The sequence below is a fragment of the bacterium genome (assembly GCA_022763185.1).
GTDB lineage: Bacteria > Bdellovibrionota_G > JALEGL01 > JALEGL01 > JALEGL01 > JALEGL01.
Genome location: JALEGL010000002.1, coordinates 32,102 through 49,303 on the forward strand (window position 1 = coordinate 32,102; position 17,202 = coordinate 49,303).

General features: G+C 36.4%; 15 protein-coding genes and 1 riboswitch. Of the genes, 2 read left to right on the top strand and 13 right to left on the bottom strand.

The features are described 5' to 3' along the window. Positions 1–23: 23 nt before the first annotated feature. The gene (locus MRY82_00315; GenBank protein MCI5071372.1) at positions 24–881 is read right to left on the bottom strand and encodes an EamA family transporter; all 858 of its coding nucleotides are present in this window, start codon (positions 879–881) and stop codon (positions 24–26) included. 49 nt (positions 882–930) lie between these two features. On the opposite strand from MRY82_00315, the gene MRY82_00320 reads away from it, so the two are divergent. Then, entirely contained in the window at positions 931–1,677 is a 747-nt protein-coding gene (locus MRY82_00320) for a 3'-5' exonuclease (protein MCI5071373.1), read from the top strand. A gap of 27 nt (positions 1,678–1,704) precedes the next feature. Here the strand turns inward: MRY82_00320 and MRY82_00325 are convergent, their stop codons facing one another. The 10 genes from MRY82_00325 to nadC form a co-directional block, all read right to left on the bottom strand. Further along, positions 1,705–2,712, bottom strand: coding sequence for a ribonucleotide-diphosphate reductase subunit beta (locus MRY82_00325; protein ID MCI5071374.1), 1,008 nt, complete (start codon positions 2,710–2,712; stop codon positions 1,705–1,707). A gap of 31 nt (positions 2,713–2,743) precedes the next feature. Next, positions 2,744–5,089, bottom strand: coding sequence for a ribonucleoside-diphosphate reductase subunit alpha (locus tag MRY82_00330; GenBank protein MCI5071375.1), 2,346 nt, complete (start codon positions 5,087–5,089; stop codon positions 2,744–2,746). 62 nt (positions 5,090–5,151) lie between these two features. Continuing rightward, positions 5,152–5,276: riboswitch (adenosylcobalamin (AdoCbl) riboswitch) on the bottom strand. Positions 5,277–5,482: 206 nt separating this feature from the next. After that, positions 5,483–6,022 (bottom strand): hypothetical protein, encoded by a 540-nt coding sequence (locus tag MRY82_00335; GenBank protein ID MCI5071376.1) that lies wholly within the window; start codon positions 6,020–6,022, stop codon positions 5,483–5,485. A 148-nt stretch (positions 6,023–6,170) separates the two neighbouring features. Then, a complete protein-coding gene (locus tag MRY82_00340) occupies positions 6,171–6,893 on the bottom strand; it encodes a hypothetical protein (GenBank protein ID MCI5071377.1) in 723 nt (240 codons plus the stop codon). A 2-nt stretch (positions 6,894–6,895) separates the two neighbouring features. Then, positions 6,896–7,405 (bottom strand): hypothetical protein, encoded by a 510-nt coding sequence (locus MRY82_00345; protein MCI5071378.1) that lies wholly within the window; start codon positions 7,403–7,405, stop codon positions 6,896–6,898. Then, positions 7,398–9,110 carry a VCBS repeat-containing protein gene (locus MRY82_00350; protein ID MCI5071379.1) on the bottom strand — a complete coding sequence of 571 codons (1,713 nt, stop codon included), beginning with the start codon at positions 9,108–9,110 and terminating at the stop codon, positions 7,398–7,400. Before MRY82_00350 ends, MRY82_00345 begins: the two co-directional genes overlap by 8 nt. Positions 9,111–9,241: 131 nt before the next feature. Next, on the bottom strand, positions 9,242–11,371 hold the full coding sequence (locus MRY82_00355) for a hypothetical protein (protein MCI5071380.1): 2,130 nt from the start codon (positions 11,369–11,371) through the stop codon (positions 9,242–9,244). A gap of 134 nt (positions 11,372–11,505) precedes the next feature. Beyond that, positions 11,506–12,552 (bottom strand): glutamine synthetase beta-grasp domain-containing protein, encoded by a 1,047-nt coding sequence (locus MRY82_00360; protein ID MCI5071381.1) that lies wholly within the window; start codon positions 12,550–12,552, stop codon positions 11,506–11,508. A gap of 67 nt (positions 12,553–12,619) precedes the next feature. Continuing rightward, positions 12,620–14,206, bottom strand: a complete 1,587-nt coding sequence (gene nadB / locus MRY82_00365) for an L-aspartate oxidase (GenBank protein ID MCI5071382.1) — start codon at positions 14,204–14,206, stop codon at positions 12,620–12,622. A gap of 8 nt (positions 14,207–14,214) precedes the next feature. Then, the gene (gene nadC, locus MRY82_00370) at positions 14,215–15,048 is read right to left on the bottom strand and encodes a carboxylating nicotinate-nucleotide diphosphorylase (GenBank protein MCI5071383.1); all 834 of its coding nucleotides are present in this window, start codon (positions 15,046–15,048) and stop codon (positions 14,215–14,217) included. A 170-nt stretch (positions 15,049–15,218) separates the two neighbouring features. On the opposite strand from nadC, the gene MRY82_00375 reads away from it, so the two are divergent. Next, complete coding sequence (locus MRY82_00375; GenBank protein MCI5071384.1) at positions 15,219–16,295, top strand: hypothetical protein; 1,077 nt, start codon at positions 15,219–15,221, stop codon at positions 16,293–16,295. Between the two features lie 63 nt (positions 16,296–16,358). Here the strand turns inward: MRY82_00375 and MRY82_00380 are convergent, their stop codons facing one another. Together MRY82_00380 and MRY82_00385 are read right to left on the bottom strand one after the other, a co-directional pair. Next, positions 16,359–16,919: an FHA domain-containing protein gene (locus MRY82_00380; GenBank protein ID MCI5071385.1), complete on the bottom strand. Its 561-nt coding sequence runs from the start codon at positions 16,917–16,919 to the stop codon at positions 16,359–16,361. A gap of 21 nt (positions 16,920–16,940) precedes the next feature. Continuing rightward, positions 16,941–17,202 (bottom strand): hypothetical protein (locus tag MRY82_00385; protein MCI5071386.1); only part of this gene is annotated, 262 nt, incomplete at its 5' end.

Below are 17,202 nucleotides of genomic sequence, written 5' to 3' on the forward strand. Positions count from 1 at the left end.
TATTAATAAATTATTTATGTTTTCTAATCTTTAGCTTTAGATTTTGCAAAAATGATTGCCACAGTGATCAACACTGAGCCCATTAGCAATTTAAGAATATTGCCTTCTTCATGAAAAACAACAATTGCCGTTAAAATGGTCAATGGAATTTTTAAGTTGTTAAAACTGGCCAATGTTGCATGTTTGACCAAAGTAGCGCCATAATTCCATAAATAAAAACCTACACCAGAAGCAACTGCTCCTAAATAAAGTAAGATCCACCACTGACTATTGTTGATGCTATTGATATGATTTAATTTTTGATTCAAAACAAGAAACATAAAATTGAAAAGGGTAGCTCCAAAAAACAAATAGGCAAAAACCTGAGCTTGTTTAAGCGCACTATACTTGGGTAAGTTTTGCCACCAGTGCTTATAATAAACCTGGCCTAAAGCAAAACAGATATTGGCTGCTTGCACCAGAACAAAGCCTTGGCTCAATGAATATATATTTTCAGAATTGTACACTAAAACAAGCGCTCCGATACAGGCCAAACCAGCAATAATCCAAGCCAACAAAGAAAAACGTTTATGCATCAATTGTGCGCATAAAACAACCCAAAGTGGGGTGGTTATGGTAAACAGAGCCACTTCATAACTTTTTAAGTGCTGATAAGATTGAATATAGAGCGCATACATCAAGCCATATTGAATCATGCCTAAAGCAACAAGTTTTAGTTTATCTTTGTGACCAAGGTTAAAACTTATGAAGGGTAAAAAACATAGTAAAGAGATACCCAAACGCAACATGGCCACAAGACTGCTATCGATACCTACAAGATAGAGCTTGATCAGTGGAAAAGAAAAAGCCCACAAACATGAAACCAGAAATAAATACAACATGCTTTTAGAGCAAATACACTTTTTAAATAAATTATGGTAGGGAATCTTTATGAATTTTAAATTAGAGCGTCCTCTCTGTTTTTATGATTTAGAATGCACAGGGGTCAGTACGGTTAAAGATAAAATTGTCCAAATTTGCATCATCAAATTACATCCAGATGGCACAAGAGACATTTATAAAAAATACATTAATCCAGGCATGCCTATTCCTCCAGAATCGATAGCTGTGCATGGTATAACGGATGAAAAGGTTAAAGACTGTCCACAATTTCCAGACCTAGCGGCAGAGATTTTAGCGTTTTTTGCTGGCGCAGATATTGCTGGTTACAACTCCAATCAGTACGATGTTCCACTGCTCATTGAAGAGTTTGCCAGAGCCAACATGAGTTTTCCACATGAAGACGCCAAACTCATTGATATGAGCGTGATTTTTAGAAAAAAGGAACCCAGAACCTTAACCGCAGCCCTTAAATTTTATGCCAATAAAGATTTAGAAGGGGCACATGATGCACAAAATGATGTTGAAGCCACCATTGATGTGTTTGTGGGTCAATGTCAAAAATACGAAGACATTGCACAAATGAATATCCATCAGCTGCATGATTATTGTACACGTCCGGGTGTGGTGGATTACGGTGGAAAGCTTAAAAAAAATCCGCAAGGCGACATTGTCTTTACCTTTGGCAAACACAAAGATCAACCGGTAAAAAACCATCCAGACTATGCCAAGTGGATGCTGAACTCAGATTTTCCCAGCGATACCAAAAATATCTTACGCAAGCTCATTGAGCTCTAGCCTAAACATTTTATTTTCTATCAAAACTTAAAACGAAGCATCAAAGCTTATATCAGAGACATTGGTGTTCAAGCCTTTTTGATATTCGGTTACTCTTTTTTCAAAGAAATTGGTCAAAGGTTGAACATCTTGCAAAATCATAAATGAAAAAGGATTGCTTACTTTGTAATGCTTGTCATAGCCCAATTGTGTTAAGCGAACATCGGCAATGTGTTGCAAGTACTGTTTCATATCTTTTTCGGTTAAACCCGTCACACCAAAACTTAAGGCATCTTTACAAAACAGCAATTCCGCTTCAATGGCCTCTTCCAACATGGCATGAACCTTTGCTTTAAGCGTTTCTGTAAACAGCTCTGGATATTCTTTTTTGATGACCTCAATCACGGCCATGGCACCATTGATATGCATGCTTTCATCTCTAAACACCCAGTTGGTGGCTGTGGACAAGCCAGGCAATAAGCCTTTGCTTCTTAAAAAATACACATAGGCAAATGAGCCAAAGAAAAATAATCCTTCAATCACAGCTGCAAAACAAATCAAGTTTTCTAAAAAGGCTTGGCGTTCTTCTGTTGTCTGAGTAGCTTGCAATTGGTCAATGCTATCCATGTATTTAAAACAAAAATCGGCTTTGGTTTTGATGCTTTCTATTTGCATGTAGGCAGAAAATGCATCATTTCTTTCTTTTGGATCTGGAATATAATTATCAACCAGAAGCAAGTAGGTTTCAACATGCAGCATTTCGTCAAACAGTTGTTTGCCAAGAAACATTCTATATTCGGGAGAGTTGACGTGTTTATAAAAATTAAGCACTAAATTGTGTGCCACAATGTTATCGGCAGTTGCAAAAAAAGCCACCAAACGTCTGATTAAATGAGCTTCAGAAGGCTGGATTTTATCTCTTAAGTGCTCAATGTCCATTGAGAAGTCTATTTCATCTGTGGTCCAGATGTTTTTGATAGAATCTCTGTACAGTTGAAAAAACTGTGGATACTGCATGGGTCTTAAGGTTAAATTTAATTTTGGGTCAAGAATCATTTTTTATTCTCCTTATCAGTCCAGAAATGACTTACTGACAGCTTTCACAAGACTCTGGGTTTTCCAAAGAGCAGGCAAGCGCTTCTTCACTTAAACGAGCGTCCGGCAAGCTCTGACTGTTTGAGTTCTCGTGCTGCGTGGTTTTGTTGATGCTGGTTTTTGCCCTTGATCTTAAATAATAGGTGGTTTTCACACCCGATTTCCAAGCATACATGTACATGGAAGACAATTTATTCAGATCAGGCGCTTCCATAAATAAATTGAGGGATTGCGACTGACAAACAAAAGCTGAACGAGAAACGGCCATATCAATCAACTGCTTCTGAGAGATCTCCCAGGATGTTTTGTATACATCTTTTATTTTTTGTGGAATTTCTTCAATGTTCTGAACAGACCCGTCATGCATGACAATTTTATCTCTTAGACTGTGTGACCAGAGTTTTTCAGCTTTTAAGGCTTCAATCAGATACTTATTAACTTGCAAAAACTCACCGCTGAGTGTTTCGCGTTTAAAGATATTGGCCGTTTGCGGCTCTATGCTTTCATAGACGCCTTGTATACTGGCAATGGTTGCCGTAGGTGCAATGGCAATCATCAAACTGTTGCGAATACCTTGGTTTTTTACTTTTTCAGCCAAAGCTTGCCAATCATAATTAAGCGCAGGCATGTGTTGTTGATACTCAGAAGCCAGCATGGGTTGCAGCATGGCTTTGGCATATTTAGAGTTGTCAAACTCTTCAAACGATCCAAGCTCTTGAGCAAGTTCAACACTTTTTTCAACCGCGTGGTAATACACACACTCAGATATTTTATCAGACAAAATTTTAGCTTCATCGCTTTCAAAGGGGATGTTCATTTTAAATAAAACATCCTGCAAGCCCATAATCCCTAGACCAATAGGACGCCATTGTTGATTGGAGTTTTTGGCTTTGGCGGTAGGATAGAAGTTGATATCAACCACTCTGTCCAAATATTTTACGGCGGTTTGCGCGGTTTGTTTCAAGCCTTCAAAGTCAAACTCGGTTTTAGACACAACAAAGCTCGCTAAATTGATGCTGCCTAAGTTACAAACAGCAGTGTGCTGTGAATCGGTTACTTCTAAAATCTCAGTGCATAAGTTAGAACTGTGAATGATGTTATTATTTTTACCGGTTTGCGCAGATCTTAAGTTGGCTTTATCTTTAAAACACATCCAGCCATTCCCGGTTTCAGCCAAAGTTTTAATCATCTTTGCATACAGTTCACGCGCCGGAATTTGTTTTTTATAAAGCTCTTGAGCCTCATAGGCTTTGTATTTTTCATTAAATGCTTCACCATACAGCTCATTAAGCTCAGGGGCATCACTGGGGCAAAACAAGCTCCAGTTTTCATTGTTTTCAACCCGCTGCATGAATAAGTCAGAAATCCAAAGAGCAAGGTTAAGGTTATGAGTTCTTCGCTCTTCCGCACCGGTATTGTTACGCAACATCAAGAAGTCTTCAATATCTGCATGCCAGTTTTCTAAATAAATGGCTGCTGCGCCTTTGCGTTTTCCACCTTGATTGACAGCATGCACTGAAGAGTCAAAAACTTTTAAAAATGGAATAATACCATTGCTTAAACCATTGGTTCCTTTGATCAATGAACCGGATGAGCGGACTTTGGTCCAATCAATGCCAATACCGCCAGAAAATTTAGAAAGCTTGGCGCAATCGGTAATGGAACTGTAAATACCATCTAGACTATCATCTTCAACGGTTAACAAGTAACATGAACTCAATTGCGGTCTTTGCGTACCGGAATTGAAAAGAGTAGGGGTGGCTGGAGAGTATTTAAAGGTGCTCATCAGCTCATAAAACTCAAGTGCTTCATCTGTATTTTGGCTTAAACCCAAAGCGACGCGCATGTATAGCCACTGCGGTCGTTCGATGACGGTTCTTTGTTTGGGATGTCTTAACAAATAACGATCATACACAGTTTGTAAGCCAAAATACTCAAATAAATCATCTCTTTGGTGGGCAATGCTGTATTCTAAGCGGTCAAAATCTTGGCTGGCCAGGTCATACACTTCTTTGCTCAATAAATTAAGGTCATAGGCGTTTTGAATGTATTCACGGAAAGAAGTGTCACGCCCAACTTCTTTTCTAATCATGTCAGCAAGCATGCGTGCTGCAACTTTTGAGTAAGCGGGTTCTTCAGCCATCAACATCACGGCATTCTGAATGGATAATTTATCCAATTCTTCCGTGGTGCTGTTTTCATGCAAGCCACTGATGGTCTTTTTTGCTATTTCAATGGATTCTACATTATCAATTCCGCGACAGGCTTTGTCCACGGCATAAAGAATTTTTTCTATTTTGACGTCTTCATAAGAACCGTCACGTTTGATAACTCTCATAATTCTACCTTCTGAGCTAAAAATATTTGGATAATAGGGCTACGAGATAATGAACAACAGAACTGTTTCACACTTCCTCCTCGGGATATTAAAGGTTAAATCAATCAACGATCGGGCTTATGCATTTACCGTTGCGGGACAGCGTTGGATTTTCACCAAACTTCAGTCAATTGATCAATATCTAGATTACATAAATTCAGTGCAGGATCTTGTCAAAGAAATAAAATTAATTTTAAACTCTACAGCTAAATATGACCAAATTCGTTCCCAAAAAGAAGGTATGAGGCCTGACATAACTTGAAGAAGGCTGATTTTGAGATCAAGCATGTATTTTCTCAAATATAATTTAACATAATATACATTATCAGAAGTAGAATATATTTCAGGATGCACTTAGTATTTAATATTTGAGTATTGGCCTCTTGGTGCACGATTTATTATTTCTGACCTTCTTGCATAACCCAGTTCATTTATTCTTGGCGTATAGTTTTTTTCTTCAGCAACCAAGATTCCTTCATTGGAACAAAAAAATTGGTCATGCGTAATATCAATAATAAAACTCCTATTGTTAAATTTTACAATAACTACGGCATGAAATATTTGAGTATTATCAACCTGCCCATTGGGATGATAAAAAAGTAAATTGGATTTTAATTGGCTATGCTTTCGTAAAGCACTATTTAATTTTTGACTGGTTGTATCGCAATGATGTAAATTACCTGTTTGATAAGCAATCTTTCTGTATTCAGAATAAATCCTTATCATTTCATCTTTTATTGGCTTACCTTTTTGACTGTTCAAATAATCTATCAAATCATTTGTTTCGTTAAAGTCTGTATAAATTCTTACTTCATTAGAAGGTAAAAACTCACATATATTTTGTCCAAAACTGTATGAAGCTATAAAAAGCATTATACACAATGATTTTTTCAAAAAGAGCCTGCTATTTAAAAATTTGATTATCGTTCCCCCACAAAACGTATTTATTTATTACTCATTACTATTATACCTAAATACTCAATAAGATGTAAATCATAAAATACAGAAACACTCAGGCAGGTTTATTACCCTTATAACCTACTTACGAATTGAATTTATGATACAATTGAAAATCTTTATTTTTATTGCGATCGATATAGACTTTTAAACTCAAACCGTAGCCTTTTTTATAAAAATTTTTTATTAAGATATGACAGGTTTTGCTGGATTTGGCCGCAACAGCATTGCATGTACTTTTAAAGTTTCTAAAATACTTTATAGGCTTTGTTTTTAACGCTAAAAAGCCTCTTCGTTTAAAAGTACTGATTTCAAAATCACAATTCTCTAAGGCCCTACTCTTTTGATTGTTGATTTTAAGCTCTATAATCATATGCTGATGAATGTATTTTAACTGTTTTAACTCTACAGAAACTGCACCTTGTTGTTGTTTTGTATTCGATATTTCAGTACTGAACTGACTTAAGTTAATAGAACTTTTTTTACGATTCTTGATAAACAATGCGCAAGGTTTACGCTTATATTTATTGTATTTGTAGATAATCTTATGTCTTTGTTGTCCAGAGACAATAACCATAGCTGTTGCTTTGTGATTGTTTTTAAAATGAATCTTTAATGTTTTGTATTTCTGAGTGTCTATATCAACTTTTGTATTGTTTAACTCTTTGTATTCTACCGAGTCTATGACCTGATTTAAATGAATAATACAGGTTTTACTCTGGCCATACTGTAAAGTGTATGTTTTTGCATGAAGCATAGCCGGCATAAAACAAAAAAGGTAACCCATCAATAGCCGTAAGCTTGCCATCGTTAAAACTCAATCAATGCAGATAGTTGAAAAAACTCCCAAATCAATTCATGGGGTTTTTCTGCCATAACAATGGCTTGATTGGATAAACGCAATGATAAAAAAGGAGAAAGACTGTCTACAGGAAAAATAAAGCCAAATCCTATGCTTGCACCATAGTTTTGTGTGGGTTGAAACTGAACAAGTGCCCCCAAACTAAAATAAGGTTTTACTTGAAATTGATGGGAAACAATATTTAACCTGGGCTGCAACCAAAATTCATTTAAACCTTCAACAGCATATGAGACATGGGTTTCAAATTGATAATTTTTTTGCAGTTGAACAATATGATTAAATCCAATGTTAAAATCACCGGCTTCTTTTTTGGGCTGAAAATAATAACTATCCCCTACACTTAACCCTAGAAGATGTTGATTAATATTTTGAGCATTGGCTTTAGTATATAATAAGATAGCCAGGCTTAAGAACACTTTATAAAGCAAGAAAAGTTTGAGGCTGTTTAATCTATTCATCTTTATAAATTTTGATGTTAACAACTGAAGGGTTTTGCCAGTTTCCCTGACTATTGGATTGTACAAACAGTAAAAACCGTTCATTCAAATTATTTTTGATGGGTAAAAATACTGCTTGTTCATTAGACTCTCCCAACTGTAAGTCTGTTAAATAGTTTAAAGTTTCATTGCTGTTGGATAATTTAACATCAAAAAACAGCGCATGATTGGATGGATTCCGATTTAGGAAAAGATAATCAAAAAAGCCATCACCATCAAAGTCAAAAGACTTAACTTGAAGGTGATATTCATCTTGTACAATATTATGCGAGTTAAGATAAACGGTTTGTTGATCAGATACAATCTGATTCATTTCAAGGTAATTAAAATCTGAATAATTACATGAAGTTTGAGAGCTAATGCATTGATTGTAAATCAAATTATAATCCAAGTGACTGTCTAAATTCACATCTTCTAGAATTGAAACTCGCGCTTTAGGAAAACTATTGCTTGTTACATATGGGGCAATGCCTTGGTCAAGAATGTCATCAAAAATATGGCGTGAATGGATGGCCTCACCTAAATAATAAGACTTGTTTTTTCCTCCATAAAGAACCGTCATTACTTTTTCTTGGTCATTGCTGTCGGGCTTATACCAACCATTGATGATGATATCATCATGACCATCAAAGTTGATATCTTTTGAGTTGGAAAAGTAGGTATTGGCATCACCAAAAATTCCTGAAGGATATTGACTATGTAAACTACTATACTCTGTATAATCATCTTTACTTAAAGTGTTACTGTTTTTATTGTAGACAAAGAAATCCAACTTTGCTGGCAATACCGTAAAGTTTTCTTGATAGGCATTGCCGTTGAATTGCATGATTCTTCCTTTTGAACCGCCTTCTAAATTGGCACAGCCTATTTTAGCTCCTGCATACTCATAAAAGTATCCAGTTTCTGCAGAGTAAGTGTGTGCGCCATGGTACTCAGCCGATTCAGTAAAAGTTTTATTATTAAGCATGGGTCCAAAATAAACTTTAATTTTTCCAGCAGTTCCATGATAACGATTTCCCAAAACTATATCTTGAATGCCATCTCCATTAACGTCACAGTTATACGTTGAGCTATACCAATGCTCTTCGGAAACATCCCACTGATTTTGAAAATCTGGGCCTAATAAAATTTTTGGTTGGCTATCTATATGTAAAAATGCATCCATATAACCATCTAAATTGATGTCACCAACTTCAAAAAATTTAGCCTCATGTTGACCAATATTTTCTGCTTTTATAAAAGAGTGTTCATTGTGATATTCATACTGATGCGTGTTTTTAAATACTTTGATAGATTTGTGAGTGACTCGGTCATCTTGATCAATAACAACAACATCTAAGTCATACATGCCATCCACACCAATATTATCCAGATCAATCCAGTGTGAACCTTCTTTTATAGGCTGATCACCATAGTTTAAGTCTAAACTCCCTAAGTTAATTTTTATTTGCTTCAAAGCCTTTGAACTGTGAATATGATAATAAAGTTTAAAGTTGTTGTTGAATCGAATACCATCAAATATAGGTATGGCTGTATAAGCATCACCTATAATGTAATCAAAACTCAAATTAATTTTGGGCTGTTCTAGCTCTGCCGGCGACCTGAAACCACAAGCAGAATATAAGCCAAGCAATAGCAATAAACTCATTTTTTTTATCGACAACATGTTCAGGACTTCTGCACAGTCCATGCCAACAAAAAAATACTTATACTTTTAAATATTTAAGCTTTCATTGATGTGAATTTTGTTCAATTTATGAACAGAGTGTTTATAATTAAAACACCTTGTATTATATATTAATTAATACTGTTATTTCTTTTTAATCTTATGGTTTGTCCGGCATTGATTAGCAGTACAAAAGCAATTAAAAACAGTAATCCAGTTGCATTTTCCTGTGTACTTGATTGACAAGCTTTAAAGTTGACAAAGTTTACCATTTCTCCAGCATTATTGATTGCTTCTCCACCATCAACAATACTAAATTGTGTGCAAGCAATCATTACTTTGCTTTGCGAATCTTCTAACAATGCACAGGCTTCATAGTCACCATCAGCATAAATATGTTGTTTATTGGGTGCGCAGCTTTCATTGCTGCTACCATCACCAAACTGCATATCACAGCTAGATAGAGCGCTGGCGTTACCGGAATCTAGGTTAAACGTTACTTTCCCATCAGCACCAAAACTTGCATGCAAAACAGCATTATCAAAGGCGTCACTGGGTTCACCGGGTTGCAATACTTTAACGGTTACTGTCCCTTCATTGGAGTCTTTATCATCATCATTCATGCTCCATTTGTAGGTATCGGTTCCAATAAAATTACTGGGAGCTTGATAGGTTTTGTAGACACCAGATCCTGTTTGGCTGCCTTTAACAACATTTTCTTCAGTACGGTATGTATAGGGTCCAGGACCATAATTATCATCATTGTAATCCAGTGAATACGATACTTCATCATTGTGCTTGACAACAACAACTTGATCATTGGCGACAGGCGCTGGATTATTGGCATTATTTGCAGGAACTCCGTTAACCGTTACTTCTACTTTTGCCCAAGCGTTACCAGGGCCTATTTCATTAAGTTTAACACTGATACCATTAGAGTTATTATACGTTTCACCCAACTCAATGGTCTTTTTAATTTGTGAATCAAACGCCAAGGAGGTACCTTTTTCATGAAAACTGACTTGATTTAAGTATGAACTGGTTAAATTAGCATCCAAGCCAACGGCTGTCCTAAAAGAAAGATAAATGGTTTTACTTAATAAAAAACGTAAAGCTTGAGGGCCATCAGACATAGCTGGATCAACTCTTAAGGGATAAATGGTATAAAATCCGGATTGTACCGTACCAATTCTATTTTGGTAGTTTCTAAAGCCTTGTAATTCATCAACATTGACAGCATTCATCGACATGGTTTTAAAACCAATGCTGCTGCCGTTACCCATGACCGATGAATCATCGCCGTAGGTTTGACTATTATTTGCAGCGTGAGCAAGTCCCATGGTGTGACCAATTTCATGTGGAATTACAACACTATGATTACTGCTGGCAAAAAGCCTTACGATAATAGCTCGCATGGTCTGACTTGTAGAAGGTGAACCAAACTCTGCATAACCTCCTAAACCACCACAAGTACTGGACATATTAGGAGTTATTAAAACAATATTATCAAAAGTATTGATATCAACACCATAATCATTTAAAATTTCGCTTCTTGCTTGAGGAACAAAGGTGTCCAAACCTACTCCAGAACTACACCACGAAGATCCTGAGTTTAATGTTATGCTAAAAATCTCTGGATTACCATCAGCATCTGGATCATTATCAAACTGTAAATATCCCCAGCTGCCTTCATAATACTGTTGATTGGTACGATTATGATGTGCTGTAACTCCTGATTCAGACAATTGACTCTGTTGACCATTTGAAAAATTAACTCTAACATACACAATATTTCTCACATTGACTGTGGAAGCCACCATAAACTGATTCATCAAGCTTTGCTCATCAATATTTAAGTTGTTAATCATCAGAGCATTGTTTTCAACTTTACCTTCAGCCTGAATATGCATGGTTGAATTTAATAATTCTTTATCAATATGATCAGCAAATATTACCTCTTTATGTTTTTGAGTATCTGGATCTAAAATTCTGAATTTTTTTTCATGCGTATGCTCAGCAAAATTATCTGAAATTAAAACCTGAATAGGACCTTCATAAGAAAAACTTGAACCTTGTTGTAAAAAGCGATGTTGTTGAAACTGGGAAGCGTTGGATTTAGCGCTTTCAGTAACATTATCTTGATAAGAAGGATCAAGAATTTCATTAGCATTTTGTGATTTTAAGCTGCTACAAGCATTAAAAAGTAGAAAACTTATTAAAAGTAATAATTGTTTGAATTTTTTATGTTTGGCTAAAATCATTAAACATAATTAAAGCAAAATCCAAACCATTTATTTTTTAAATAAAAACAGCTAGTTATCTGGGTCCATCTGTGGAGATCAACAGCTAGTCTGCAAATTTTGCGTAATAAAGCCAGCGTATTTAATGTATACTTCTATAAGTCACAAATGGTCTTTAAAATTCTTGAAGCAATTTGATATGGATCAGCATTGGCTCCTGGACGTCTGTCTTCCAAGTATCCGCAACCATCTTTAATCACTTTTACAGGAATACGAATGGATGCTCCTCTATCTGACTCACCTGATCTAAACTCATCGATATGACAGGTTTCATGTTCACCCGTTAACCTGCTGGACAAACCATGTCCATAAACGTCAATATGTTCAGAATGTTTTTTTGACAAACGTTCAATGACTTTGGCAATGGTTTCTTTACCTGTTTTAGCATCACGCATAGCTTTGGTAGAAAAATTGGTGTGCTGGCCAGCACCGTTCCAATCACCTCTTACCGGTTTGTTGTCCAATGTGGCCGTAACGTCATAGTTTTCACCCGTTCTGTACAATATCCAACGCGCAAACCAAGCATGGTCACATACAGTTAGCGGGTCAGCCGACTCACCCTCTACCCCACGGTAACCAATTTGGAACTCCCATTGGCCGGGCATTACTTCAGCATTGATACCATACAACATCACTCCGGCTTCTAAACAAGCCGCAGCATGATCTTCAACCAAACTTCTGCCAAATACTTCATTGGCACCCACACCACAATAAAACGGTCCTTGTGGAGCGGGATAACCTCTTTCAGGCCAGCCCAAAGGGGTACTGCCTTTAAATAAAGTGTACTCTTGTTCAAATCCAATCCAAGGTTCTTCATCTTGAGCGCCAGCCAACAAAACTTCTCTCAATGCAGCTCTTGTGTTGCTTGCATGTGGGCTACCGTCAACATTAAAAACCTCACACATCACCAAAAAACTGCCTTCTCCTCTAAATGGATCATGAACAAAGTTTACAGGTTTTAAAACAAGGTCAGAGTTGTTACCTTTTGCTTGATAAGTACTGGAACCATCAAACCCCCATTCAGGAAAAACTTCGATGCTGAACTCTTCATCAACCGGGATATCAATAACACGCGTTTTTGAACGTAGCTTTTGTGTTGGTTTTGCTCCATCCATCCAAATATACTCTGCCATTGCCAACATAAAAACGCCTCCTTGATTGAAATAATACCCTATAGATTATCTATATACAGACTTGATGAAATTGTCTTTATTTTTTTGTCTCGACTTTGACTTTTAAATAATGGCTGCCTTGGCTATGTTTATTTCTTTGTGCGGCTGTGACAATGAGCTGGGCTACGGTGACGGCATTTCTTAAACCTAAAAGATTTTGTGACAACTTACCGTTAGCATAAAACTTAGAAACATCTTCACTTAATGTTCTGATAATCCCTTGCGCTCTATCCAAACGTTGCGGGGTTCGAACCAAGCCTACATAATTCCACATGGTGTGCTGGATACTGATCCAATCTTGAACAAGCAATTCGTCTTCAATATCCACTTCACCGTTTTTCCAATGTGAAATATCCACAAAATGAGGAGAAGGTGATTGTTTCAAAGATTTAGCAATGGCTTGTCCACCACGATAACCAAAAACAATATTTTCCAGCAAAGAGGTGCTTGCCAATCGATTTGCGCCATGCAGACCAGTGCAAGCTGTTTCTCCAACGGCCCATAATTGCTCAATACTGGTTTGAGCATATTCATTGGTATAAACACCGCCACAAGAATAGTGGGCTGCAGGCACGACAGGAATAGGATCCTTACTGATATCAACGCCCTGCTTTAAGCATTGTTTATAAATATAAGGAAAACGCTGTTTCAGCCAGGCTTCTTTTTTGTGGCTGATATCAAGATATACATTGCTAACATTTTGCTTTAGCATTTCATTATGAATGCTTCTTGCTACAATATCTCTTGGCGCAAGATCAGATAAAGGATGATAAGCATTCATAAAAGCATGACCAGAGTGATCAATCAACACACCCCCTTCGCCTCTAAGGGTTTCACTGATTAAAAACTTTTTACTGCCTTTTTTGTAAAAGGCTGTGGGGTGAAATTGAATAAACTCTAAATTCATTATCCTTGCACCCAAACGGTATGCCATGGCAATGCCATCACCCCGAGAAAGTTTGGGATTGGTTGTGTTTAGAAATAACCTCCCAAGGCCTCCTGTAGCCAGAACTGTGTGATGAGCAAGAATAGTTTTCACACATTGTTTTTGTTCATCAAAAACATAGGCGCCCACACACTTTTGTGGCGCATAACGATCCAGCTGATTGGTAGAATGATGCGAAGGCGTCAGTAAATCAATGGCTGTATGCGAACTTAAAAAGGCTATGTTTTTCTGCTCTTTAAGATAATGAAGAAAATGATTTTGGATGCTTAATCCCGTTTGATCTGCACAATACAATACTCTTGGATAAGAATGGGCTGCTTCTTCTGTTAATTTATAGCCTTCTTCATTTTTTTCAAAAGGTACCTTTAGCACATCCAATAAAATATCTTTGATTAATGTAGGACCTTCTTTGGCAACAATCTCTGCCGCTTTAGGATTAGAAAGACCTGCACCGGCATTTAAAATATCATTGACCAAATCATTGGCTTGCTCATCTGGATTTTTATAGACAATACCCCCTTGCGCCCAAGCACTGGCACTGTACTCTAAGTCTTTGGCACTGCTAAGAATGGTAATTTGAACTTTAGGATTTTCTTTCAACAAAGCAAAAGCCGTTGTGCATGCGGATAACCCACTGCCCACAATAAGGACATCTGTTTTATGGATAAAGTCACTCATAACAGCCTTTAAGTGTATTGCATTTCCATACTGATGTCAGCAGCTTTGACCGTATGGGTCAATGCTCCCACGGATATGTAGTCAACGCCCAATCGACACAAACTTGGAATTCTTTCCAATGTAATGCCACCGGACACTTCAACTTTAATCTTGCCATTCAAGATCGATAAAGATTCTTTAATCAATTCATTACTCATATTATCCAACATGACACGTGAAATTTTGTTGGCTAAAGGCAATATGGATTTTACATGTTCCAGCTGAGTAACTTCCAGCACCAGTGTTTTATCTGGGTATTTTTCATGAGCCTTGCCCACAGCTTGCTTAAAATCATAGTTAAGAACTTCCAAATGGTTGTCTTTGATCATGATTTCATCCGATAAACTAAGTCTGTGATTGCAAGCTCCCCCTTGTAAAACAGCATATTTTTCAAGATTCCGCATTAATGGCGTGGTTTTGCGGGTATCTAAGATTTTTGTTTGCGTACCCTGGCAAGCATCAACATATTCTTTGGTTTGGGTAGCAATTGCGCACATGCGCTGCAGAATATTTAAAGCCAGCCGCTCAGCTTTTAACAAGCTCTGTGCTTTACCTGTAACTTCTAAGATATACGCACCTTTTTTGTACAATTGGCCATCACTCGCAAGCTTGCAGCATTCAACAGCACTGTCTACGGCATGAAAGACCTGTTGCGCATGCTTTATGCCCGCCAAAACTAAATCTTGTTTACATAATAGTCTTGCTTTTGCAAATTGCTCTTTAGGGATAATAGACTCAGAAGTAACATCCCCTTCAGGGCAATCTTCTTCTAAAGCATAATGGATAAATTCGCTAAAATTCAAAACACGTACTGAGTTATGCTAGTTTAGATCTTAGGTCAACTATCCGACCCACTTGTTTTAAAGTTTCATTCATGTTAGGTTCATCTCAATAGAGTATCCGTATTTAAAAAAGCAATAGCTTTTTAAATAACAAAATTATACAAATTAATTGGTACCTATGGGGGAAAAAAATGAATAAGATAACTTTAACGGCACTGCTAGTTTTAATAACTGCAGTCAACTCTGTATTTTCACAAACAATATATATCTATCCAGAAAAACATGATTCGCAAGCATGTATTTTACAAAGGGAATCTTTATTTGAGCAATCCATGGAGTCAAAAAAAGACTTTACTGTCATCGAAGGTGCTTTTTTTGATTCCAATTATGGCATGGACTTACTCAGTAGAGAATATGAATCCATTAAAAATACATTCCATTTATCGTTTTTACGGACTTTGCAAAAAAACACACCTTTAGAAGACTTTGCAGCAAAAGATATTTTAAATGATCTTCAAAAATCAAAACTCTTTGGTCTTGAAGATAAGTTGGTTCAGATGCTATCAAGCAGTATTCATGGTGCTTCTGATGCTCAAATTATTACTATGGATATCAGAAATTATGGTTTCAAAAACATTCAAAATGATCCAAACTTAAGTCATTTTCTTAAAAATTATTTTGCAAACTTTTTAGGTCTTTATATCAATTTAAAAAGCCTAAAAAGCGCTTCTCCTGAATTCAATGCTCTTTATTCAACCTACCATTTGAATCAATTTTCTGATCATGTTGATGATATTTACAATGATATTTACCAAAACGGACAAGTTGGTAATTTAAATCAAAGCTATTCATGGATTATGCAACTTAAACCATTTTATGAAAGATTGTTTTTTGCATTGTATGATTATATCCAACTTGTTCATGAAAATGAGATGAACTCTGTCATCAGCAAATTAAACATGCTATTAGGACATACAAACATAAAAAAAATCGATGCATGGGCCAAGGCTATGCAAAGCAATGATCAAATTCAAATCACATTAGGAAACTCGTATTCTGATTATTTCTGGTTATCTTTTGAAAACACTATCAATGTTGATTTACGAAATCACAGTTTTGTACAAAATATTGAATCTATATGGGAGTGCCTTGACAATGACCAAAACTTGCATGTTATTTTAGGTGCAAACCATGTTAGAGGTTTAAGAACTTTGCTTAACAACAGTAAGCTTTCAGATTATGTTGTTCAAAAGCCAAAATGCTTTTAATATAATATAAAAAAGCAATCGAACCAGTGTTAAACCGAAGCGACACACTGGTTTGATTGTTTGTTAAATACTAATTCTTTTACGAATACGTTTGCTACCAAACACCATTTCTACTTCTACGTAATTGGGCATACCGTTGACTTCTTCTTCAAAACTTACTTCTTTTTCAATCATACGCGAACCCATCTCAAAAAACATTTGCACTTTTGGGTTGTAACTGCCCGTTACAGCGCCTAAGTTAGCTTCATTGATATTCATGGTTGTGTTGAGGTTCATGGTATTTTCCTCATCATCTTCTTCTATGCGAACAGCTCTTTTAGCCTGTGTATTTTCTATCAACCTTAATATGTATCGTCCCAACTCAATTCTATCACCCAAAGCGATAGGCGCTTTACTAACTTTTTGACCGTTAAGATAAGTTCCATTTTCACTGGCTTGATCTTCTATTCTATAGCCTCTAAGTTCATCATAGATAATGCACATATGTGACCTCGACACCTCAGGATCATCTAAAACTATATGATTCTCTGCCAAACGTCCAACATAGGTGATGTTAGGTTCTAACAAAATATTTTCAATGACTTTACCTTCAAGCTGGATTTCTATGGCTAGTGATTGCGACATAATTTTAGTATCAGCTAAACTTTAAACAATTTCAAGATTTTGGCTTACATTTGCTAAATCTTTTATGGTTTCATCCATATTGATGTCCATATGCTTAAAGTTAATTTTTATTCTTTGATGTGCTTGCTCACAAAAGATCTGTGTCATTTGCAAAGTTTGTTTAATATCTTTCCCCTCTTGTTTGATTTGCTTTGAGCAGCGTGAAACACAGGCCACCATCAGGTATAAGTCTATTGTGATATCGGCCAAACGCTTTTGCACCAATTGCATTTCAATGATTTTG